Source organism: Bacillus sp. GMs2/2, assembly GCF_050172095.1.
Lineage (GTDB): Bacteria > Bacillota > Bacilli > Bacillales > Bacillaceae_G > Bacillus_A > Bacillus_A cereus.
The window spans coordinates 1-21,542 of sequence record NZ_JBNLYE010000055.1 but is presented as its reverse complement, the minus strand read 5'-3'; the positions used below and the strand labels follow the sequence as shown (position 1 = coordinate 21,542).

The following is a 21,542-nucleotide window of genomic DNA, read 5'->3' as shown; positions in this document are numbered from 1 at the left end:
TATAATAAGGGATTGTTACGTTTTTTTGTAGGTAAAGAGATGTAACGAAAAAATTGAGTTAAGGAATGTGAATGTATGAAGAAATTAAGTAAAGTAATGTCATTTTGTTTGGCCGCTAGTATGCTTGTTATAACGGGGTGTGAAACAAGTGAAAACAAAGTTCAAGTGAATAAAATGATTGACCAGCTTGATGAAGCGCCAGAAGTGACAGAAAAAGAAGCAAAAAAGATTGTAAGAAAGAGTGTAGATGGAATAGCAAACGCGTTTAGTGAGATGGAAAAAGAAAATGGATGGAGCCGAAATAATCCTGGGGATTTAGAGACAGTTAAAAAAGGAGTTAAGGGATTAGTTTCAAAAAAGTTTGTAGAGAATCAGCTTCCTGAATTGCTTAATAACTTTAATAGATCGAGAGAGACTGATATGTTACCATTCCCAAATTATTTTCAATCTGAAATAAGATTTTCTTCTTCACAAGATAAAGAAAATTTAACGGTACATACATTAAGTTTAGAAGATGAAATAGGTCATGCGGCCCAAGAATGGGAATTTCATTTGGTGTATAAAGAAGGGGAATGGTTAATGGATAAATGGTCATTCGTTTTTCCTGAAGATTTAAAACTTACAAAAGAAGAAGCAAATAGAATTTTACAAATGCCAGACGATAAGAATGTGTCATTTGTAAGTGAAGAAAATAGTGGCGATAAGAAATATATATTCAAAGATAGTAACGGATTAATTACTGTAAATGCGAAAACATCTCTTATTTCATACAATGTAGATGAAAATAGGTATGAAAAAGTAACGAAAGAAAGAAATATTCAAGAAACAGAACAAGTACAGAGAAAGGATTCCAGTGCGTATACAGGCTCAAAAGACGAGAAACAATCGCAAAAAGAATCTTCTTCAAAGATAGATAGAGCAAATGTTTTAAGCGAATTAGCTGCTATAGATAAACAAGAAAAACATACGAATGCTATGTCAACCAATGATATAGTAAATGAAATAGAAGGAAATTATGAACTGTGGGATAATAAACTAAATGAAATTTACAGTACATTAAAAAGTACGATGTCAGCTGATGCGTTCCAGTCGTTAAAAACGAAACAAATTGCGTGGGTTAAAGAAAAAGAAAGTAAAGTTAAAGCAATTGGTACTGATACAAATAACGGAACGATGAGGCGTATCGAAGCCTCAGAAGAGAAATATAAGATGACAAAAGCAAGGTGTTATGAATTAGTAAATGGGTATATGAATTAGTGTGAACGAATATAAAAAAATGCGTTGCTTATAAGCAACGCATTTTTTATTTACGCTTTTAATTTCATTACAATATCAGCATCTGGTGTTACATATACGGTTTGCTGATTGTCGTACGTAACAAAACCAAGTTTTGCACCACTCGGTTTTTTGACATGGCGTATTTTGGTGAAATCAACAGGTACAGAGCTAGACTCTTTCGCTTTACTGTAATAGGCAGCAATTTTGGCAGCTTCTAGTAAAGTTTCTTCAGCAGGTTCTAAAGAACGAATGACAACGTGAGAGCCAGGTATGTCTTTCGTATGTAACCAAATTTCATCACGGCGGGCAAACTTCGTTGTTAAATAATCATTTTGTTTATTGTTTTTACCAACGAAAATCTCTGTGCCATCACTTGCTACATATTTATCTAATACTGGTTTAGTAGGCTTTTTCTTTGCGTTTTTCGTTTTACGATTGCGCACATAACCTTCTTCAGCTAATTCCTCACGAATTTCTTCAATATCTTTTGAAGAAGCAGCTTCCATTTGTTGAAGTAAGCTATCAAAATAAAGAATTTCTTCATTTGTTTTTTCGATTTGTTCTTCTACAACAACAACTGAATTTTTTGCTTTTTGATACTTTTGGAAATAGCGTTGTGCATTTTCAGATGGTGTTTTTAAAGGATCTAATGTAATTTTTACAGTTCCACCATTCTCATCGTAATAATTAACGACCTCAATATCTTTATCGCCCTTTTTTAAAGCGTACATATTGGCTGTAAGTAGCTCTCCAAATAGTTGATATTTATCTGCTTTTCCAGCATCTTGCAGTGTTTTTTGGAGTTTAATGAGTTTTTTCTCGTTTTTATTTTTTTCGTTTTGCATAAAGCGTTCTAAATCATGAGCTTGTTGTTTTACACGATCACGTTCTGCTTTGCCAAAGAAGAAACGATCTAACAATTCGCTTACTGATGAGAATGTTTTTTCTTCTCCTTGCAAGTGTGTAAGAGGGAAAAGATAAAAGAATTCTTTTCCATTTGCAGTAATCATTGTAGGTGTATATGCATGAGATAGTAATGGTGTTTGTATAGAGAAAAATGCTTCTGATAATGCTTTCTCGTTTACCATACCGGCTTTCTTTACTATTTCTTTTGCAAATAATGGGGATATTCCCATGAAAGCACCGACGAGTTGTTTATCCATATTTCCAGATAGAAAGTCTAGCGGTCTAATAAAATCATCTGCGGTTTCAATTTGCAGAGGATTGATTTTATGTTGGGCTGGTGGCGCGACGTACTCAGCACCAGCATATACAGTTCGGTGACGGTTTACGGCTAATGAAACGTGTTTTAAGCTATCTAAAATCACGTTTGTTTTCGTATCTAATAAGATAATGTTACTATGTCGTCCCATTATTTCAATTACTAATGTTTTTAATGATTCGTCTCCGATTTCATTACGACTGCGAACAGTAATTTGAATAATGCGTTCTAAGTCGATTTGTTCAATTTTTTCAATAAATCCACCTTCTAAATGTTTGCGAAGAAGCATACAGAACATCGGCGGTATTGCTGGCGAATCGTAGTTTTGATTCGTTAAGTGCATACGCGCATATGTAGGATGAGATGAAAGAATTAGTTTTTGGTTCTTTCCATTCGCTCGAATATGTAATAAAATCTCGTATTTTGAAGGTTGATATATTTTGGAAATTCTTCCTGTGTAAAGAGAATTTTCAATTTCATGTGTAATCGCTCTTGTAAATAATCCATCGAATGCCATAAATGAACACTCCTTTCTAACTAAATGTTAATTATAGCATTTTTTTGGACGAGGCTGAATAAGCTTTCAATAGAGTATGTCTGGAATCAGGAGGTCGATAGCAGGATGAACTGGTATGGAATGCGAGCACATGAAGTGGAAGAAAGAACGAATACGAATGTAAAGGTTGGACTTACAGAGAAAGAAGCAGAAGGGCGAGTAAAGAAATTTGGTACTAATGAATTAGAAGAAGCAAAAAGGCCTTCTGCACTAATGGTATTTTTAGCACAGTTTAAAGATTTCATGGTACTCGTTTTGTTTGGAGCAACAATTGTTTCTGCGTTTTTAGGTGAATACATTGATTCTATTGCTATTGTTGCCATTGTTATTATCAATGGTATTCTCGGCTTTTTTCAAGAAAGAAAAGCTGAAAAATCATTGGAAGCTTTAAAGGAACTAGCCGCTCCGCAAGTTACTGTAATGCGGAATGGAAAGTGGGTAAAAGCACCATCTAAAGCACTTGTTTTAGGTGATATTATTAAGTTTTCCAGTGGTGATCGTATTGGGGCTGATGTGCGTCTTGTTGAGGCATCAAGTTTATATATTGAAGAGTCTGCTTTGACAGGGGAGTCCGTACCTGTACAAAAGAAGGTAGAAGCATTGCAAGGGCAAGATGTTGCAATTGGGGATCAAAAAAATATGGCTTTTATGGGGACAATGATTACGCGAGGATCTGGTACAGGAGTCGTTGTAGCAACTGGTATGAATACAGCGATGGGGCAAATTGCAAATATGTTGCAAAATGCAGAGCAAATGGAAACGCCACTGCAAAGAAGGTTAGAACAGCTCGGAAAAATATTAATTATTGTAGCTCTTATTTTGACAGCGCTCGTTGTATTGGCTGGTGTGTATCAAGGGAATGAAGTATATCATATGTTTTTAGCTGGCGTATCGCTAGCTGTTGCGGCTATTCCAGAAGGATTGCCAGCAATTGTTACAGTAGCTTTATCACTTGGTGTACAGCGTATGATAAAAAAGAGAGCAATTGTAAGGAAGTTACCGGCCGTAGAAACGTTAGGCTGCGCTTCTGTTATATGCTCTGATAAAACGGGAACAATGACGCAAAACAAAATGATGGTAACACATATGTGGTCAGGCGGAGAATTGTGGAAAGTGACAGGGCAAGGATATGAACCTAATGGCTCTTTTATGAAAGGTGAAAAAGAAGTGAATCCAGCTAAGACAAAATCACTTTATCAGCTACTTACATTTGGTTCACTATGTAACAATGCAAATATTATTCAAAAGAAAAAGGCGTACGTATTAGATGGAGATCCGACAGAGGGAGCGCTTGTAGCTGCAGCAATGAAAGCTGGGATAACACGTGAGGCATTAAAAGGGAAATTTGAAATTATTCGTGAATTCCCCTTTGATTCAACTCGAAAAATGATGAGTGTTATTGTACGAGATCGAGAGGGGAAAAAGTTTATTGTTACGAAAGGAGCACCGGATGTTCTTTTGCAACTGAGTCAAACAATCTTGTGGGGGGATAAGCAGCAGCCGTTAAGTGAGCTATATAGAAAAGAAGTACAGGCGGCTATTCATAGCTTAGGTAGTCAAGCGCTTCGAACAATTGCAGTTGCGTTTAAACCTTTAAAAGTCACGGATTCTATTGAACATGAAAGAGACGTTGAAAAAGATTTTATGTTGGTTGGAATACAAGGTATGATTGACCCGCCAAGGCCAGAAGTGGCGCAGGCGGTAAAAGAGTGTAAAGAAGCTGGTATTCGAACAGTAATGATTACAGGTGATCATAAAGTGACAGCAATGGCGATTGCTGAACAATTAGGAGTTTTACCACCAGATGGACGCGTTGTTGAAGGAGTAGAACTCGCGAATATGGATGTGGAGGAATTAGAAAATGTTGTAGAAGATACGTATGTATTCGCTCGTGTATCACCTGAGCATAAATTGAAAATTGTTAAGGCACTGCAAAATCAAGGACATATAGTAGCGATGACAGGTGATGGAGTGAACGATGCTCCAGCGATAAAAACAGCGGATATTGGGATAGCGATGGGAATTACAGGGACAGATGTTGCGAAAGAAGCCTCTTCACTTGTTTTACTAGACGATAATTTTGCTACAATTAAATCAGCAATTAAAGAAGGAAGAAATATATATGAGAACATACGTAAGTTCATTCGCTACTTATTGGCGTCAAATGTTGGAGAAATTTTAGTTATGTTATTTGCGATGTTACTTGCATTACCACTGCCGATGGTTCCTATTCAAATTTTATGGGTGAACTTAGTTACTGATGGTTTACCAGCGATGGCATTAGGTTTGGATAAGGCTGAAGGAGATGTGATGAAGAGAACACCGCGTCACCCGAAAGAAGGGGTATTCGCTAGAGGGCTTGCGTGGAAAATAATAAGTCGAGGGTTTTTAATTGGAGCAGTGACGTTAGTGGCGTTTATTATTGCGTATAACCAACATCCAAATGAACTGAAATATGCACAAACTGTAGCGTTCGCGACGTTGGTACTTGCCCAGCTTATTCATGTATTTGATTGTCGTAGTGAGCATTCTGTCTTTCACCGTAATCCATTTGGGAACGTGTATTTAGTAGGGGCGGTTATTATTTCGTTACTACTCATGCTAGTGGTTATATATTATCCACCGTTACAACCAATCTTTAGCACAATGCCGATACAAGCAAGGGATTGGTTATTAATTGGAGGTTTATCATCAATTCCGACTTTCTTACTAGTAGGTTCTTTATTAACAGGGAAAAAGACTAAGAAGAAAAAGCCGATATTATATAAGAAGGGATTAAACTTGAAATAGTCAATGTTATGAAAATGTGATATAATTTACAGAAGGTAGTAGAGCCTTGTCTCTATTACCTTTTTCATTGAGTTATTTTATGGCTTGGATGTGATAAAAATGATTTCTAGTATGACAGGGTTTGGAAGATCGAAAGTAGAAAGTGATACTTTTCAAATTACAGTAGAAATGAAATCGGTGAACCACCGTTTTTTAGAGATGAGTATTCGACTTCCTAAGCAAATGATGGTATTTGAGGACAAAATTCGTAAAATAATTGCACAGCAAGTTCGACGTGGACGCATTGAAGTGTCTATTAGTATAGCGGGTGAAGGACTTGTTGAAAGAAAATTAAGTGTGAATTGGTCACTTCTTGAGCAGTACCAATCGATGATGGAAGATATAAAAGGGAAATTTCAATTACAAGATTCTATTACACTTCAGCAATTAATGGCAATGCCAGAAGTAACAGCAATTGAAGAAATAGAAAATGTAAATGAACATTTTGAGAACAGTTTATATGAGGCTGTTCGTCAAGCTGCTCATATGTTGAAAACGATGAGAGATGGCGAAGGAGAACGATTACATAAAGATATAGCGTATCGTTTACAAGAGATTAGCAATTGTGTAAATGCAATTATTCCACATGCACCAATTGTTACACAAAAATATCGTGAACGATTAGAAAATCGCTTAAAAGAATTACATAATCAAGATCTAGATGAACAAAGATTGCTAACAGAAGTCGCAATCTTTGCAGAGCGTTGTGATATTCATGAAGAGTTAGTTCGTTTGCAAAGTCATTTAGAGCAATTTCGTGAAACATTGCAGATTGAAGAGCCTGTTGGAAGGAAAATGGATTTCATCGTGCAAGAGATGCATAGAGAAATTAATACGATTGGTTCTAAGGCAAATGACTTAACAATTTCAAAATATGTTGTAGAAATGAAAAATAACCTTGAAAAAATTCGTGAACAAGTACAAAATATTGAGTAGCTTTCAAAAAATATATAAAGTTATACGTGGTGGAGAAATCGGATAGACTTACTAGGAGGCGCAAACTATGGCCATGCGGTTTTTAAATATTGGATACGGAAATATTGTATCTGCTCATCGAATTATTGCTATTGTAAGTCCGGAGTCAGCTCCTATTAAACGAACAGTACAGGAAGCACGCGAACATAATGCTTTGCTTGATGCTACGTATGGGAGAAAAACAAGGGCGGTTATTGTTATGGATGATGGGCATGTTGTATTAAGTCCAATTCAACCAGAGACGATTGCACATCGTTTGAATAATAAAGAAGATTTAAGTGAGGAAGGGTAGGTTTTACATATTTATGAGAAGTAGAAGAGGATTGCTCATCGTTCTTTCAGGGCCTTCTGGGGTTGGAAAAGGGACGGTTCGTAAAGAGCTGTTTAGCCATGAGGATACACGTTTTCAGTACTCTATTTCAGTAACGACACGTAAGCCGCGTGAAGGTGAAGTAGATGGTGTGGATTATTTCTTTAAAGAAAGAGAAGAATTCGAGGAAATGATTCGTAATGAAAAATTACTTGAGTGGGCTGAGTTCGTAGGTAATTATTACGGAACACCGATTGACTATGTTGAAAAAACATTACAAGAAGGAAAAGATGTATTCTTAGAAATTGAAGTGCAAGGAGCAATTCAAGTTAAGAAAGCTTTCCCAGAAGGTGTATTTATTTTCTTAGCACCTCCAAGTTTATCTGAACTAAAAAGCCGTATTGTCGGACGTGGTACAGAGACTGAAGATGTTATTGAAAATCGTTTAACTGTAGCGAAAGAAGAAATCGAGATGATGGACGCTTACGACTATGTAGTAGAAAACGATCAAGTTGAATTAGCTTGTGATAGAATTAAAGCAATTGTGGTTGGCGAACATTGCCGCCGCGAAAGGGTAGCAAAATATTATAAAGAAATGACGGAGGGTCTATAATTATGTTAAATCCATCAATTGACTCATTACTACAAAAAATCGATTCTAAGTACACATTAGTAACAGTAGCTGCAAAACGCGCGCGTGAAATGCAACTTGCTAATAACTGTGTTGTAGAAAAACCTGTTTCTCATAAATGTGTAGGTAAAGCATTAGAAGAAATCGATGCAGAAGCATTAAGCTACGTACCAAGTGAAGATAAAGTAGCTGAATAAGCCTTTGCCTTCGACAAAATAAAACATAGACTTTATAATTTTCTATGTAACGGTAACAACCTATTTACAAGTAGGTTGTTATTTTTTTACGAAAGGAATGAAATATTGGTACTGACGAGCTGAGAATTCTATTTCAGTATTATAAGTTTGAAAAAGAAAGAGGACGAGTCATATGCTAAAAGGGAAAAAGATACTTCTATGTGTAACAGGAGGCATTGCGGTTTTTAAAGCAGCTGCGTTAACGAGTAAATTGACACAATCTGGCGCGATTGTAAAAGTAATGATGAGTGAGTCGGCAATGAAGTTTGTTACGCCTCTTACATTCCAAGCGCTTTCTCGCCATGATGTATATACGGATACATTTGATGAGAAAGACTCAGCTGTTATTGCTCATATTGATTTAGCAGATTGGGCGGATGTTGTACTTGTCGCACCTGCTACTGCCAATTGTATTGGAAAGTTAGCTGGTGGTATTGCAGATGATATGATTACAACTACTTTGTTAGCTACTACAGCTCCGGTATGGATTGCGCCTGCTATGAATGTGCATATGTATGAAAATAAAATAGTTCAAAAAAATATGATGACATTGAAAACGCTAGGATATACATTTATTGAGCCTGGGGAAGGCTTTTTAGCATGTGGATATGTGGCGAAGGGACGACTAGAAGAACCTGAAGCAATTATTGCACGGTTAGAGGAAGCTTTCTCAGAACACAAACCATTGCAGGGAAAAAGAATATTAATAACTGCTGGCCCAACACGTGAAAAGGTTGATCCAGTTCGTTTTATGACAAATTTTTCTTCTGGAAAAATGGGGTATGCGATTGCGGAAGTGGCAGCGAATTTAGGCGCTGATGTTATACTCGTTTCAGGACCGACAGCATTAAATCCACCGTTACATGTAACGACAGTGCAAGTGGAATCTGCACAAGATATGTTAGAAGCGGTTCTTCAACATTATCAAAACGTAGACGTTGTCATTAAAACAGCAGCAGTTGCAGATTATCGTCCGAAATATGTTCATGAGAATAAAATGAAAAAGCAAAATGGTGATGCTGTCATTGAACTTGAAAGAACGGTGGATATTTTAAAAACGTTAGGTCAGAAAAAGGATAAACAGTTACTTATCGGTTTTGCTGCTGAAACGACAAATGTAGAGGAATATGCAACGAAAAAACTACGTGAGAAAAATGCAGATATGATTGTCGCGAATGATGTAAAAGCGCAAGGAGCTGGATTTGGCACGGATACGAATATTGTAACAATGTATAGAAAAGATGGAAAAGTTATTGAGTTGCCACTTTTAATGAAAAAAGAGGTAGCTCGTGAAATATTGAAGCAAATTGAAATGATGTTAGAAGATGATCGTTTATGAAATTTGCAAGTGTAATTGTTGATGTACCTGCCCGTCAGACAGATCGACCATTTGATTACATTATCCCTAAAAAATGGGAAGATATTGTACAGACAGGAATGCGTGTAGTAGTTCCGTTTGGCCCAAGAAAATTGCAAGGTTTTATTATTGGGATTAAAGATTCGGTGGATGTAGAAAGTAAGAAGTTAAAGACAATCCATGAAATATTAGATGTAACACCGGTTTTAAATGATGAATTATTAAAGCTTGGATATTGGCTTACAAGTGAAACGTTATGCTACATGATTTCAGCTTTTCAAGTGATGCTTCCAACTGCGATAAAAGCAACGTATAAAAAACGTCTACAACTTTGTAAACAGGAAGAAATAGCACCTGAGATACTATATTTATTTCAGGATAAAGAAGCAATTGATTTTGAAGTAATCGAGCAACAGCCACATTTATACCGAACTATTCAACAAGAAATTAAAAATGGTACGGTTGAAGTCGTTTATCAAGTGAAAGATAAAGTACAAAAGAAGAAGCAAAGAGTGGTTCAGCCGGAGTTGCCAGAAGATAAATTGGAATTAGCGGCATTTGAACTGAAAAGTAAAAAACAACAAGATGTACTTTATTATTTTGTGGAAAATTATAAAAGTGCACCGTTGAAAGTAATTACAGAAGAGTTACAAATAACAGATGCTCCAATAAAAGCACTTGTTAAAAAGGGATTCATTTCAGAAAAGTATGTGGAAGTATACCGAAATCCGTATGACGATGATGATTTTGAACAAACAAAACCATTTCCGCTTACGGAGGAACAAAAACAAGTTATTACACCGATTTTATCATCAATTACAAATGAAACTTATAATCCATTTTTACTATATGGTGTTACAGGAAGTGGAAAGACAGAAGTATATTTACAATCTATAGCAGCAGTGCTCAAGAAAGGAAAAGAAGCTATCGTTCTTGTTCCTGAAATTGCACTAACGCCCCAAATGGTGGATCGTTTTAAAGGTAGGTTTGGCTCACAAGTTGCAGTTCTTCATAGTGCGTTGTCTGTTGGAGAAAAGTATGACGAGTGGCGTAAGATTTTAAGAAAAGAAGTGAAAGTTGTAGTTGGTGCGCGTTCAGCTGTTTTTGCGCCTTTTGAGAATTTAGGGATTATTATTATTGATGAAGAGCATGAATCAAGTTACAAACAAGAAGATAATCCGAGGTATCATGCAAGAGATGTAGCTGTCTGGAGAGGACAATATCATAAATGTCCTATCGTTCTTGGTAGTGCGACACCAACACTTGAATCGTTTGCAAGGGCGAAAAAAGGTGTTTATGAACTATTAACAATGGAAAAACGTATGAATGAACAAGCTTTACCAACGGTAGAGATTGTTGACATGCGAGAAGAACTTCGTGACGGGAATCGATCAATGTTTTCTAAGGCGCTGCATGAAAAAATAGCAGATCGATTAGAAAAGAAAGAACAAATGGTACTCTTTTTAAATAGAAGAGGTCATTCTACATTTGTTATGTGCCGTGATTGTGGGTATGTTGTTCAATGTCCGCATTGTGATATTTCATTGACATATCATAAAATGAATCATCGTTTAAAATGTCATTATTGTAGTTACGAAGAGAATATGCCAACTGAGTGTCCAGCTTGTCAAAGTACATACATTCGTTTCTTTGGTACAGGTACACAAAAGGTAGAAGAAGAAATTACAAAACTATTTCCAGAGGCACGAGTCATTCGAATGGATGTAGATACGACAAGTCGAAAAGGAATGCATGAAAAATTATTAAAGGCGTTCGGGGAAGAAAAAGCAGATATATTACTCGGAACACAAATGATTGCTAAAGGATTAGATTTTCCGAAAGTAACGCTCGTTGGGGTTTTAACTGCAGATACGATGCTGCACTTACCTGATTTTCGGGCGAGTGAAAAGACATATCAGCTATTGACGCAAGTAAGTGGACGAGCGGGTAGACATGAATTGCCAGGGGAAGTTGTGATTCAAACGTATACGCCAGAACATTACAGTATAGAGTTAGCGAAGAACCAACAATATGATGTGTTTTTTGACCAAGAAATGCAAATGAGACGAACAAGACAATATCCCCCATATTACTATGTTGTACTCGTAACGGTATCTCATCCTGAATTATTAAAAGCGGTACAAGTGACGGAAAAAATTGCCTCGTATTTACGAACGCATTGCTCACAGCAAACAATGGTGCTAGGACCAGTTGCTTCAGCGATTCCAAGGATAAAAGATAGATATCGTTATCAATGCATGATAAAATACAAACGGGAACCAAACTTAAAGAACGTGCTCAAAATGGTAAATGAACATTATCAAGCAGAAATGCAAAAAGAGCTACAAATCTCAATTGATTTTAATCCAACAATGTTAATGTAGCGGAGGGAAATATGGCAGTTTTAGAAATAATAAAGCATCCAAATGAAGTGTTAGAAACACCATGCGAAAGAGTAATTAACTTTGATAAAAAGTTAGTGAAATTGTTGAAAGATATGCATGAAACAATGTTAATTGCGGACGGAGTCGGTTTAGCTGCGCCTCAAGTAGGTGTAAGCTTGCAAGTAGCGGTTGTTGATGTCGATGATGATACTGGGAAAATCGAGTTAATCAATCCATCAATATTAGAAAAACGTGGTGAACAAGTAGGTCCCGAAGGCTGTTTAAGCTTCCCGGGACTTTATGGTGAAGTAGAACGTGCCGATTATATTAAAGTAAGAGCGCAAAATCGCCGTGGGAAAGTATTCTTATTAGAAGCGGAAGGATTTTTAGCGCGTGCAATTCAACATGAAATCGATCATTTACACGGTGTTTTATTTACATCGAAAGTGACAAGATATTATGAAGAAAACGAACTAGAATAGGTGTTAAAAGGAGCGGTTTTTAAATGATAAAAGTAGTGTTTATGGGAACACCGGACTTTTCAGTGCCGGTGCTTCGTCGTCTTATTGAAGATGGCTATGAGGTAGTAGGTGTTGTGACGCAACCGGATCGTCCAGTAGGTAGAAAAAAAGTATTAACACCTACACCTGTTAAAGTTGAAGCGGAAAAACATGGTATCCCTGTGTTACAGCCGTTAAAAATTCGTGAAAAAGATGAATATGAAAAAGTATTGGCATTAGAGCCAGATTTAATTGTAACAGCTGCATTTGGGCAGATTGTACCAAATGAAATTTTAGAAGCACCGAAGTATGGATGTATTAATGTTCACGCTTCTTTACTTCCTGAACTTCGTGGTGGTGCACCAATTCATTATGCAATTATGGAAGGTAAAGAAAAAACAGGTATTACAATTATGTATATGGTAGAAAAATTGGATGCTGGTGATATCTTAACGCAAGTGGAAGTTGAAATTGAAGAGCGTGAAACGACAGGCTCATTATTTGATAAATTAAGTGAAGCAGGAGCACACCTTCTATCTAAAACAGTACCTTTATTAATCCAAGGTAAGTTAGAACCGATTAAACAAAACGAAGAAGAAGTAACGTTTGCGTACAATATAAAACGTGAGCAAGAGAAAATTGATTGGACAAAAACAGGTGAAGAAGTATACAATCACATTCGCGGATTGAATCCATGGCCAGTTGCTTATACAACTTTAGCAGGACAAGTTGTTAAAGTATGGTGGGGAGAAAAAGTGCCTGTAACTGAACCGGCTGAAGCAGGTACGATTGTTGCAATCGAAGAAGATGGTTTTGTTGTAGCAACTAGTAATGAAACAGGTGTTAAAATTACTGAATTGCAACCTTCTGGTAAAAAGCGTATGAGTTGTTCACAATTTTTACGTGGAACAAAACCTGAAATTGGAACGAAGTTAGGAGAAAATGCATGAGACAAAATGTTCGTGAATTAGCTCTTGATGGTTTAATTCAAGTGGAAAAAAGTGGTGCATATAGCAACTTACTTTTAAATAATCTAATTGAAAAAAGTACAATTGATAGAAAAGATATTGGTTTATTAACTGAAATTGTATATGGAACGATTCAACGTCGTGACACATTAGATTATTATTTACAGCCTTTTTTAAAAAAGAAGGTTGAGGCGTGGGTAAGAGTATTGCTTCGCTTATCTTTATATCAAATGATTTATTTAGACCGAGTGCCAGAAAGAGCGGCTATTCATGAAGCGGTTGAGATTGCAAAGCGTCGCGGGCATAAAGGAATTGCTGGTATGGTGAACGGTGTATTACGTTCGATTCAGAGAGAAGGTGTACCTTCTGTAGATGAAATCAAGGATCCAGTAGAACGTCTTGCAATTACAACAAGTCATCCAGTTTGGCTTGTCCAAGAGTGGACTTCAGAATACGGTTTAGAAACTGCAGAAAAAATGTGCGAAGTAAACATGTTACCCCCTGTACCAACAGCGCGTGTGAATGTTGATAAGGTAACGGTAGAAGAAGCGATTGAGTTGTTGGCAAGTGAAGGTATAGAAGCAAAAAGTGGTGACTTATCAGATGATGCAATTCAGATTGAAAGAGGAAATGTAGCGCATACAGAAGCGTTTAAAAAAGGATTTCTTTCTATTCAAGATGAAAGTTCTATGCTTGTAGCACGCGCTTTAGAACCGAATACGGGAGATGCAGTTCTTGATAGTTGTGCTGCTCCAGGCGGAAAAACAACGCATATCGCGGAACGATTAAAGGGAACTGGTAAGGTCATGTCCCTTGATTTACATGCACACAAAGTACGTTTAATTAAACAGCAAGCAGAGCGACTTGGTCTAGAAAATGTCGAAACTAAAGCGCTAGATGCTAGAAAAGTGCAAGAGCACTTTGCAAATGAAACGTTTGATAAAATATTGGTAGATGCACCGTGTTCTGGATTTGGTGTAATTAGACGTAAGCCTGATATTAAGTTAGGAAAAGATAAAGGCGATAGTGAAAGATTATCGACGATTCAAATTGCAATACTAGAAAAAATAGCACCATTATTAAAACAAGGCGGTCGTCTTGTTTATAGTACGTGCACAATTGAGAAAATAGAAAATGAACAAGTAATAGAGAAATTTTTACAAGAACATCCTGAATTTGAATGGGATACTACGCTTAAAGAGCGTATGCCAGAAAAATTAATTCCGTATATTGATGAAGGTCAAGTACAAATTTTACCGCATTATTTTGCGACGGATGGCTTTTATATTGCTTGTTTAAGGAAGAAGGTGTAGCATCATGGAAACGACTGTAAGAAAACAAAAGAAAAATTTAGAAACGAAGAAACCATCAATTTACTCTTTACAACTTCATGAAATGCAAGATTGGTTAAAGGAACAAGGAGAACCGAAGTTCCGTGCTGGACAAATTTTTGATTGGTTATATAAAAAACGTGTAAAAAATTATGAGGATATGTCAAACCTTTCTAAAGGATTGCGTGATAAATTGTCGAATTCCTTTGATATTACTACTTTAAACACGTTAGTAAAACAAACGTCTTCGGATGGAACAATTAAATTCTTATTCCAATTATATGACGGATATTCTATTGAAACGGTATTAATGCGACACGAATATGGAAATTCCATTTGTGTAACAACGCAAGTTGGTTGTCGTATTGGGTGTACGTTCTGTGCTTCGACACTTGGTGGATTAAAGCGAAACCTAGAAGCTGGAGAAATCGTAGCGCAAGTAGTAGAAGTTCAGCGCGCGCTTGATGAAACAGAAGAACGTGTAAGTTCTCTTGTTGTTATGGGGATTGGAGAACCATTTGATAACTATGATAATTTAATGGGATTCTTACGCATCATTAACCATGAAAAAGGACTTCATATTGGTGCGAGACATATGACTGTTTCGACGAGTGGAATTATCCCGAAAATTTATAAGTTTGCTGAAGAAGATCTACAAATTAATTTTGCGATTTCATTGCATGCTCCAAACTCAGAATTACGTTCAAAATTAATGCCGATTAACCGTGCTTATAAATTACCAGATTTAATGGAAGCTATTAAATACTATGTAAATAGAACAGGGCGTCGTATTACTTTTGAATATGGATTATTTGGAGGAGAAAATGACCAAGTAGAGCATGCTGAAGAGCTTGCTGCGCTCTTAAAAGGTGTAAAATGTCATGTGAACTTGATTCCGGTAAACTACGTACCTGAACGTGATTATGTACGTACGCCACGTGAACAAATTTTCTTGTTCGAGAAAACGTTAAAAGATCGTGGAGTGAATGTAACGATTCGCCGTGAACAAGGTCATGATATTGATGCAGCCTGCGGTCAGTTGCGTGCGAAGGAGCGCAAAGAAGAGACGAGGTGACGAGATGAAAGCCGTATTTCTATCGGATAAAGGAAAAGTTCGTCAACATAATGAAGATAGTGCAGGAGTTTTTCACAATTTAGATGGAAATGTATTAGCGGTAGTAGCAGATGGAATGGGAGGTCATCGAGCTGGTGATGTAGCTAGCTCGATGGCCATTCAATTATTCCATGATTATTGGAAGCAAACACATAATATGAATGAGCCGAAAAAAGTAGAACAATGGTTACATACTAGTGTTGGGATTATTAATGAGCGTATATATGAATACGCTCAGCAAAATGCAGAATGTAATGGTATGGGAACAACGCTTATAATAGCTGTTTGTACACCAAGCTTTGTGACAATAGGGCATATAGGAGATAGTCGTTGCTATATGGTATCAGAAGGAGAAATGACGCTAGTAACGGAAGATCATTCACTTGTAAATGAGCTTGTGAAACATGGTGAAATTTCAAAGGAAGACGCAGAGTATCATCCGAAAAAAAATGTGTTATTAAGAGCATTAGGAACAGAAGAAAAAGTTGGGTTAGATGTTAAAACGTTGGTGATTGAGGAAGATGATCAATTACTTCTTTGCTCTGATGGATTATCAAACAAAGTTTCTATTGATGATATGCGACAAATTTTACAGTTAAATGAACAGCTTGAAGGTAAAGGGCAGTGTCTCATTCAATTGGCAAATGATCGCGGTGGAGAAGATAATATCACACTTGTTCTTATTGATTATGCGGGTTCGACAAACGAAAGTAGGTGAAGTGCAACGTGCTGATTGGAAAACGCTTAAATGACCGTTATAAGCTGCTGAAAATGATTGGTGGTGGCGGAATGGCCAATGTATATTTAGCTCATGATGATATACTTGGCCGAGATGTAGCGGTAAAAATATTAAGACTCGACTACTCAAATAACGAAGAGTTTATTAAACGTTTCCATCGAGAAGCGCAGTCTGTTACAACGTTGTCGCATCCAAATATTGTGAATATGTATGATGTCGGAGAAGAAGATGGTATATACTATCTTGTCATGGAATATGTACCAGGGCAAACATTGAAGCAATACATAATTGAGCGAGGGATGTTACCTATAGGAGAAGCTCTTGATATTATGGAGCAGTTAACATCCGCTATGGCACATGCCCATCATTTTGAAATTGTGCATCGTGATATAAAGCCGCACAATATTTTAATTCGAGCTGATGGAATAATAAAAGTAACAGATTTTGGAATTGCGACAGCTACAAGTGCAACAACAATTACACATACAAATTCAGTGCTCGGTTCAGTCCATTATTTATCACCAGAACAGGCACGTGGTGGGATAGCAAATAAACAATCAGATATCTATTCTCTTGGGATAGTTATGTTTGAATTGTTAACAGGAAGACAACCGTTTTCTGGCGAATCTGCTGTTGCCATAGCTTTAAAACATTTACAAAGTGAAATCCCATCACCAAAAAGATGGAATGAAAATATTCCGCAAAGTGTTGAAAATATTATATTAAAGGCAACTGCAAAAGATCCGTTTCACCGATATCAATCTGCTAATGCGATGAAGCGGGATATTGAAACTGCGCTATATCCAGAGAGGATAAATGAGCAACCATTTTACATACCGGAAGATATGGAAGCGACAAAAGCGATTCCGATTATTCAACAAGAACAATTATTTGAAAATGTAAGTGATGAAACGATTGTTTTAAAAGGGAGTAAGATGGAAGAACCGATAAGAGCAGAAGCAGCTGAGTTAGATAAGAAGAAAAAACGGAGTAGCAAGTGGCTTAAAGTTTTAATTTCAACATTTTTATTTTTAGCAATAGGAATAACATTAGCACTTACGGTTATTCCAGGATTATTTATTCCGAAAGATGTGAAAGTTCCTGATGTGGCTGGTATGAAATACACGACAGCTGTAAATACATTAGTAGAAAAGGGCTTTGAGGTGACGGAGCCTAATATTGTATATACAGATGATGTTGAAGTTGGGGATGTAATAAAAACGGACCCTGTAGCAGGAAGAGTCGTAAAAGAAAACGCTAAAATTACTATCTATCAATCAGGTGGAAAAAAGAAAAGTAAGATGGCAAATTTCACAGGTCAAAACTTTGAGAGTGTAAAAGCTGAGTTAGAAGAAAAATATAAACAAGTTACGGTAAATTATATTGAAAATGATAAGCCAAAAGGTGAAATTGTAGAACAAATTCCGACGCCTGATCAGATGGTTATAGAAGCGGAGCAAGAACTGAAAATCTGGGTAAGTAAAGGTCCTTATCAAATTAGACCAGGTGACTTTTCGGGGTGGACTGAAAATAGTGTAACTGGTTATTTGAATGAGAGAAAACTAACGTCAGATATAAAACGAGAGTATTCAGATACAGTCGAAAAAGGACTTGTAATTTCGCAATTTCCAAAACCAGGTACACCATTAAAAGAGGGAGATAAAGTAACTATTATTATCTCTGATGGTCAAAAGCCTAAAGTGACTAAAACGATAAAAGTGGACAATATCTCTATCCCATATGAGCCTGCTGTAACAGGTGAAAAAAAGCCGCAAACAATAGAAATTTATAAAGAAGACATGCAGCAAAAAATGGATAGACCGGTTGAAACGAGAACAATTACTGAATCAGCGACTATTTCTTTAGAATTTGTAATTCAAGAAGGTTCAAAGGGACACTATAAAATTGTACGGGATGGAGTAACGATTATTGATAAAGAAGTACCATATCCAACTCAATAATAGTGAAAGTCTACTTATTATTATTATTATTATTATTGCCTGTTATGCTGTCTACAAAGTGGACGGTATAGCAGGCAAAAATATATGATTCAAAAAGCTAGTAAAGTGATGCAGCTGTAAATATTTTTTTGCATTTAATGGGAAATTCAATGTATATTAGCGAAAGTATATATGGTAGGTTTTGAAATCGTTATTTGGAAAATTTAAATCCATTCATTTTTAAATTCAGCATCACCTTATACAAAAAAGGAGAATTCTATGCCAGAAGGAAAAATTATAAAAGCTTTAAGTGGGTTTTATTACGTGCAGCATGAAGAAGGGGTTACGCAATGTCGTGGGCGAGGTGTATTTAGAAAAAATAAAATTACACCACTTGTAGGAGACCAAGTTGTTTTTCAGGCAGATAATCCAACTGAAGGTTATGTGCTTGAAGTGTTTGATCGAAAAAATGAACTTGTTAGACCTCCTATTGCTAATGTCGATCAAGCGATCCTTGTGTTCTCTGCAGTAGAACCAGATTTTAATCCTGGACTGTTAGATCGATTTTTAGTGCTGATTGAATATCATAACATTAAGCCAATTATTTGTATTAGCAAGATGGATTTAGTAGATGAAAAGATGAAAGCAACTGTTGAAGCTTATGCGAATGATTATCGTGAGATGGGTTATGATGTTTTATTTACTTCTATTAATACGTCAGAAAGTATTGATATATTAAAACCATACTTAGAAAATTGTGTTTCTGTCGTTGCGGGTCAATCTGGTGTTGGGAAATCTTCAATGCTTAATGTGCTACGTCCAGAATTAGAGCTGAAAACAAATGATATTTCCTCCCATTTAGGACGCGGGAAGCATACGACAAGACACGTAGAATTAATTGCAATTGGGAGTGGACTTGTAGCAGATACACCGGGTTTTAGTTCACTAGATTTCATTGATATAGAAGTAGAAGATCTTACATATTGTTTTCCAGAGTTGAAAGAAGCGAGCCAATACTGTAAATTTAGAGGGTGTACACATCTTTCTGAACCGAAATGTGCGGTGAAAGCTGCGGTTGAAGAAGGGAAGATTACAGAATATCGCTATAAGAACTATAAACAATTCGTAGAAGAAATTAGAGAGAGAAAGCCGAGGTATTAGTTATGATTAAAATTGCACCATCGATTTTATCAGCAGATTTTTCAAAATTAGGGGAAGAGATTAAAGATGTAGAAAAGGGCGGAGCGGATTACATTCACGTTGACGTAATGGATGGACATTTCGTACCAAATATTACGATTGGACCGTTAATTGTAGAAGCAATCCGTCCGATTACATCATTACCATTAGATGTACATTTAATGATTGAAAATCCTGATAACTATATCCCGACTTTTGCACAAGCGGGAGCGGATATTATTACTGTTCACGTAGAGGCGTGTCCGCATCTACATCGTACAATTCAGTTAATTAAATCTCATGGTATTAAAGCGGGCGTTGTATTAAATCCACATACGCCAGTTTCAGTGATTGAGCATGTATTAGAAGATATAGATATGGTATTACTTATGACAGTAAACCCTGGATTTGGTGGACAGAAGTTTATCCATTCTGTATTACCGAAAATTAAACAAGTTGCAGACATGGTGAAAGAGCGCAATCTAGAAGTGGAAATTGAAGTTGATGGTGGTGTAAATGCTGAAACAGCAAGACTTTGTGTGGAAGCAGGAGCAAATGTACTTGTAGCTGGGTCAGCAGTATACAATCAAAAAGACCGCGGTGAAGCAATTCGCGTAATTCGTGGGTAGTGATGAACTTTTATCCTAGTAAGGCATTTATAGGATAGGATAAAAATATGTAAAAAGGCAATCTACCGAATGGCAGATTGCCTTTTTACAATGGAAGGAGAAGAAAAAATGATTATTCATATTTTGGCAGGAGGACCTTCGGAATATTGCGCAGATTTTGCTCGATACGAGAATGAGGAAGTAGTGTGGGCAGCGGTTGATAGGGGAGTATACCGTCTATTAAAGAAAGGGATTACCCCGGCTGTTGCGTTTGGAGATTACGATTCAGTTACTGAAGAAGAATTAGTATGGATGGGACAGCAAACGAACGAATTACATATTGTTCCGCGGGAAAAAGATCAAACGGATTTAGAAATTGCAATCAACTGGGCATTAGAACAGAAGCCGGCACTAATTCGTATTTTTGGTGCTACTGGTGGAAGGCTTGATCACGGTTTGGCAAATATACAGATGCTTTTAAAAGGGTTAGAAGTAGAGATAGAAATGTGTATTGTGGACAATAAAAATGAAATAACAGTTAAAAAAATGGGTACACATATAATTGAAGAAAATAAAAATTTTCCTTATGTATCTTTTGTACCAGTTACTGAAATAGTGGAAGGGATTACATTGTTTGGTTTTAAGTACCCTCTTACTAATAAAACAATAGAGTGGGGATCAACACTTTGTATTAGTAACGAACTCGTTGAGGAAAAAGGTACTTTTTCATTTACTTCTGGCATATTAATGTTGATAAGAAGCACTGATTGAAGAAACAATTTTGCTCCTTACATCATATAGTGACCAAGTGGAGTAATGGGGATTAGGAGGGAAACCATGAGATTTTATACAATTAAGTTACCTAAATTTCTTGGTGGAATAGTTCGTGCAATGTTAAATACCTTCAAAAAAGATTAAAAAAAGCACCTATCACCGGTGCTTTTTCCATTGTTATAGTAAAAAAAGAGCCTATCGGCTCTTTTTTTTATTATTAAACACGTTCGATTTTGCCAGATTTTAATGCTCTAGCAGAAACGTAAACACGTTGAACTTTTCCGTCGATGCGTACGCGAACTTTTTGAAGGTTAGCGCCCCATTTACGTTTTGTAGCGTTCATTGCGTGAGAACGAGAGTTACCAGAACGAGCTTTTCTTCCAGTAATAGCACAAACACGAGCCATTTATATTTCCCTCCCTTGATACCTTACCATACGTAATTTTTCAATGTTAGTCTTTTATGCGATGCTAAAAACACTACTATAATTTAACACAACTAAAAAGAGAATGCAACACCGTAGAAAAAAGAAATCAAGAAAATTTACTTGACACTATATGTCAATGAAGAAAAGTTGAAATCCATAAAAATTGCTTGACATATTATAGTGG

The 21,542-nt window shown here is 36.5% G+C and carries 20 protein-coding genes; 18 read left to right on the top strand and 2 right to left on the bottom strand.

The window, feature by feature from the left end; genetic code table 11:
* Positions 1-75 precede the first annotated feature (75 nt).
* Positions 76-1,257, top strand: a complete 1,182-nt coding sequence (locus tag ACQGS6_RS10345) for a lysozyme inhibitor LprI family protein (RefSeq protein WP_000736527.1) — start codon at positions 76-78, stop codon at positions 1,255-1,257.
* 50 nt (positions 1,258-1,307) lie between these two features.
* Here the strand turns inward: ACQGS6_RS10345 and ACQGS6_RS10340 are convergent, their stop codons facing one another.
* On the bottom strand, positions 1,308-3,017 hold the full coding sequence (locus ACQGS6_RS10340) for an Rqc2 family fibronectin-binding protein (RefSeq protein ID WP_000863278.1): 1,710 nt from the start codon (positions 3,015-3,017) through the stop codon (positions 1,308-1,310).
* A gap of 105 nt (positions 3,018-3,122) precedes the next feature.
* On the opposite strand from ACQGS6_RS10340, the gene ACQGS6_RS10335 reads away from it, so the two are divergent.
* The 17 genes from ACQGS6_RS10335 to spoVM all read left to right on the top strand — a co-directional run bounded on the left by ACQGS6_RS10335 (position 3,123) and on the right by spoVM (position 21,075).
* Entirely contained in the window at positions 3,123-5,846 is a 2,724-nt protein-coding gene (locus tag ACQGS6_RS10335) for a calcium-translocating P-type ATPase, SERCA-type (protein ID WP_001104777.1), read from the top strand.
* A 99-nt stretch (positions 5,847-5,945) separates the two neighbouring features.
* On the top strand, positions 5,946-6,821 hold the full coding sequence (locus ACQGS6_RS10330) for a YicC/YloC family endoribonuclease (protein ID WP_000625869.1): 876 nt from the start codon (positions 5,946-5,948) through the stop codon (positions 6,819-6,821).
* A gap of 67 nt (positions 6,822-6,888) precedes the next feature.
* Complete coding sequence (remA, locus tag ACQGS6_RS10325) at positions 6,889-7,152, top strand: extracellular matrix/biofilm regulator RemA (RefSeq protein WP_001251456.1); 264 nt, start codon at positions 6,889-6,891, stop codon at positions 7,150-7,152.
* Positions 7,153-7,165: 13 nt separating this feature from the next.
* Entirely contained in the window at positions 7,166-7,783 is a 618-nt protein-coding gene (gene gmk, locus ACQGS6_RS10320; protein ID WP_001257741.1) for a guanylate kinase, read from the top strand.
* A 2-nt stretch (positions 7,784-7,785) separates the two neighbouring features.
* The gene (rpoZ, locus tag ACQGS6_RS10315; RefSeq protein ID WP_000933960.1) at positions 7,786-7,998 is read left to right on the top strand and encodes a DNA-directed RNA polymerase subunit omega; all 213 of its coding nucleotides are present in this window, start codon (positions 7,786-7,788) and stop codon (positions 7,996-7,998) included.
* Positions 7,999-8,170: 172 nt separating this feature from the next.
* On the top strand, positions 8,171-9,376 hold the full coding sequence (gene coaBC / locus ACQGS6_RS10310; RefSeq protein WP_000911750.1) for a bifunctional phosphopantothenoylcysteine decarboxylase/phosphopantothenate--cysteine ligase CoaBC: 1,206 nt from the start codon (positions 8,171-8,173) through the stop codon (positions 9,374-9,376).
* Entirely contained in the window at positions 9,373-11,778 is a 2,406-nt protein-coding gene (gene priA, locus ACQGS6_RS10305; RefSeq protein WP_000666715.1) for a primosomal protein N', read from the top strand. The genes coaBC and priA overlap by 4 nt, the downstream gene beginning before the upstream one ends.
* 11 nt (positions 11,779-11,789) lie before the next feature.
* Positions 11,790-12,260, top strand: a complete 471-nt coding sequence (gene def / locus ACQGS6_RS10300) for a peptide deformylase (protein WP_000279455.1) — start codon at positions 11,790-11,792, stop codon at positions 12,258-12,260.
* A gap of 23 nt (positions 12,261-12,283) precedes the next feature.
* Complete coding sequence (fmt, locus tag ACQGS6_RS10295) at positions 12,284-13,228, top strand: methionyl-tRNA formyltransferase (RefSeq protein ID WP_000598805.1); 945 nt, start codon at positions 12,284-12,286, stop codon at positions 13,226-13,228.
* On the top strand, positions 13,225-14,559 hold the full coding sequence (gene rsmB / locus ACQGS6_RS10290; protein WP_001249685.1) for a 16S rRNA (cytosine(967)-C(5))-methyltransferase RsmB: 1,335 nt from the start codon (positions 13,225-13,227) through the stop codon (positions 14,557-14,559). The genes fmt and rsmB overlap by 4 nt, the downstream gene beginning before the upstream one ends.
* A 4-nt stretch (positions 14,560-14,563) precedes the next feature.
* Positions 14,564-15,652 (top strand): 23S rRNA (adenine(2503)-C(2))-methyltransferase RlmN, encoded by a 1,089-nt coding sequence (gene rlmN / locus ACQGS6_RS10285; protein ID WP_000450541.1) that lies wholly within the window; start codon positions 14,564-14,566, stop codon positions 15,650-15,652.
* A 4-nt stretch (positions 15,653-15,656) separates the two neighbouring features.
* Positions 15,657-16,409, top strand: coding sequence for a Stp1/IreP family PP2C-type Ser/Thr phosphatase (locus ACQGS6_RS10280; protein WP_000648703.1), 753 nt, complete (start codon positions 15,657-15,659; stop codon positions 16,407-16,409).
* 8 nt (positions 16,410-16,417) lie between these two features.
* On the top strand, positions 16,418-18,391 hold the full coding sequence (pknB, locus tag ACQGS6_RS10275; RefSeq protein WP_000904742.1) for a Stk1 family PASTA domain-containing Ser/Thr kinase: 1,974 nt from the start codon (positions 16,418-16,420) through the stop codon (positions 18,389-18,391).
* A gap of 258 nt (positions 18,392-18,649) precedes the next feature.
* Positions 18,650-19,531 (top strand): ribosome small subunit-dependent GTPase A, encoded by an 882-nt coding sequence (gene rsgA, locus ACQGS6_RS10270; RefSeq protein WP_001113932.1) that lies wholly within the window; start codon positions 18,650-18,652, stop codon positions 19,529-19,531.
* A gap of 2 nt (positions 19,532-19,533) precedes the next feature.
* A complete protein-coding gene (rpe, locus tag ACQGS6_RS10265) occupies positions 19,534-20,178 on the top strand; it encodes a ribulose-phosphate 3-epimerase (RefSeq protein WP_000589974.1) in 645 nt (214 codons plus the stop codon).
* Positions 20,179-20,247: 69 nt separating this feature from the next.
* The gene (locus ACQGS6_RS10260) at positions 20,248-20,928 is read left to right on the top strand and encodes a thiamine diphosphokinase (protein ID WP_000752663.1); all 681 of its coding nucleotides are present in this window, start codon (positions 20,248-20,250) and stop codon (positions 20,926-20,928) included.
* A 66-nt stretch (positions 20,929-20,994) separates the two neighbouring features.
* Positions 20,995-21,075 (top strand): stage V sporulation protein SpoVM, encoded by an 81-nt coding sequence (spoVM, locus tag ACQGS6_RS10255; protein ID WP_001213599.1) that lies wholly within the window; start codon positions 20,995-20,997, stop codon positions 21,073-21,075.
* Positions 21,076-21,148: 73 nt separating this feature from the next.
* Here spoVM and rpmB read toward each other — a convergent pair whose 3' ends face one another.
* Complete coding sequence (gene rpmB, locus ACQGS6_RS10250) at positions 21,149-21,337, bottom strand: 50S ribosomal protein L28 (protein WP_000124776.1); 189 nt, start codon at positions 21,335-21,337, stop codon at positions 21,149-21,151.
* Positions 21,338-21,542 lie beyond the last annotated feature (205 nt).

Coding starts and splice junctions, on each gene's coding strand:
- ACQGS6_RS10280 (WP_000648703.1), top strand. CDS start 15,657: ATGAAAGCCGTATTTCTATCGGATAAAGGAAAAGTTCGTCAACATAAT.
- remA (WP_001251456.1), top strand. CDS start 6,889: ATGGCCATGCGGTTTTTAAATATTGGATACGGAAATATTGTATCTGCT.
- rsmB (WP_001249685.1), top strand. CDS start 13,225: ATGAGACAAAATGTTCGTGAATTAGCTCTTGATGGTTTAATTCAAGTG.
- rpoZ (WP_000933960.1), top strand. CDS start 7,786: ATGTTAAATCCATCAATTGACTCATTACTACAAAAAATCGATTCTAAG.
- rpe (WP_000589974.1), top strand. CDS start 19,534: ATGATTAAAATTGCACCATCGATTTTATCAGCAGATTTTTCAAAATTA.
- rlmN (WP_000450541.1), top strand. CDS start 14,564: ATGGAAACGACTGTAAGAAAACAAAAGAAAAATTTAGAAACGAAGAAA.
- def (WP_000279455.1), top strand. CDS start 11,790: ATGGCAGTTTTAGAAATAATAAAGCATCCAAATGAAGTGTTAGAAACA.
- ACQGS6_RS10335 (WP_001104777.1), top strand. CDS start 3,123: ATGAACTGGTATGGAATGCGAGCACATGAAGTGGAAGAAAGAACGAAT.
- fmt (WP_000598805.1), top strand. CDS start 12,284: ATGATAAAAGTAGTGTTTATGGGAACACCGGACTTTTCAGTGCCGGTG.
- ACQGS6_RS10260 (WP_000752663.1), top strand. CDS start 20,248: ATGGCAGATTGCCTTTTTACAATGGAAGGAGAAGAAAAAATGATTATT.
- rsgA (WP_001113932.1), top strand. CDS start 18,650: ATGCCAGAAGGAAAAATTATAAAAGCTTTAAGTGGGTTTTATTACGTG.
- rpmB (WP_000124776.1), bottom strand. CDS start 21,337: ATGGCTCGTGTTTGTGCTATTACTGGAAGAAAAGCTCGTTCTGGTAAC.
- gmk (WP_001257741.1), top strand. CDS start 7,166: ATGAGAAGTAGAAGAGGATTGCTCATCGTTCTTTCAGGGCCTTCTGGG.
- ACQGS6_RS10345 (WP_000736527.1), top strand. CDS start 76: ATGAAGAAATTAAGTAAAGTAATGTCATTTTGTTTGGCCGCTAGTATG.
- coaBC (WP_000911750.1), top strand. CDS start 8,171: ATGCTAAAAGGGAAAAAGATACTTCTATGTGTAACAGGAGGCATTGCG.
- ACQGS6_RS10340 (WP_000863278.1), bottom strand. CDS start 3,017: ATGGCATTCGATGGATTATTTACAAGAGCGATTACACATGAAATTGAA.
- ACQGS6_RS10330 (WP_000625869.1), top strand. CDS start 5,946: ATGATTTCTAGTATGACAGGGTTTGGAAGATCGAAAGTAGAAAGTGAT.
- priA (WP_000666715.1), top strand. CDS start 9,373: ATGAAATTTGCAAGTGTAATTGTTGATGTACCTGCCCGTCAGACAGAT.
- spoVM (WP_001213599.1), top strand. CDS start 20,995: ATGAGATTTTATACAATTAAGTTACCTAAATTTCTTGGTGGAATAGTT.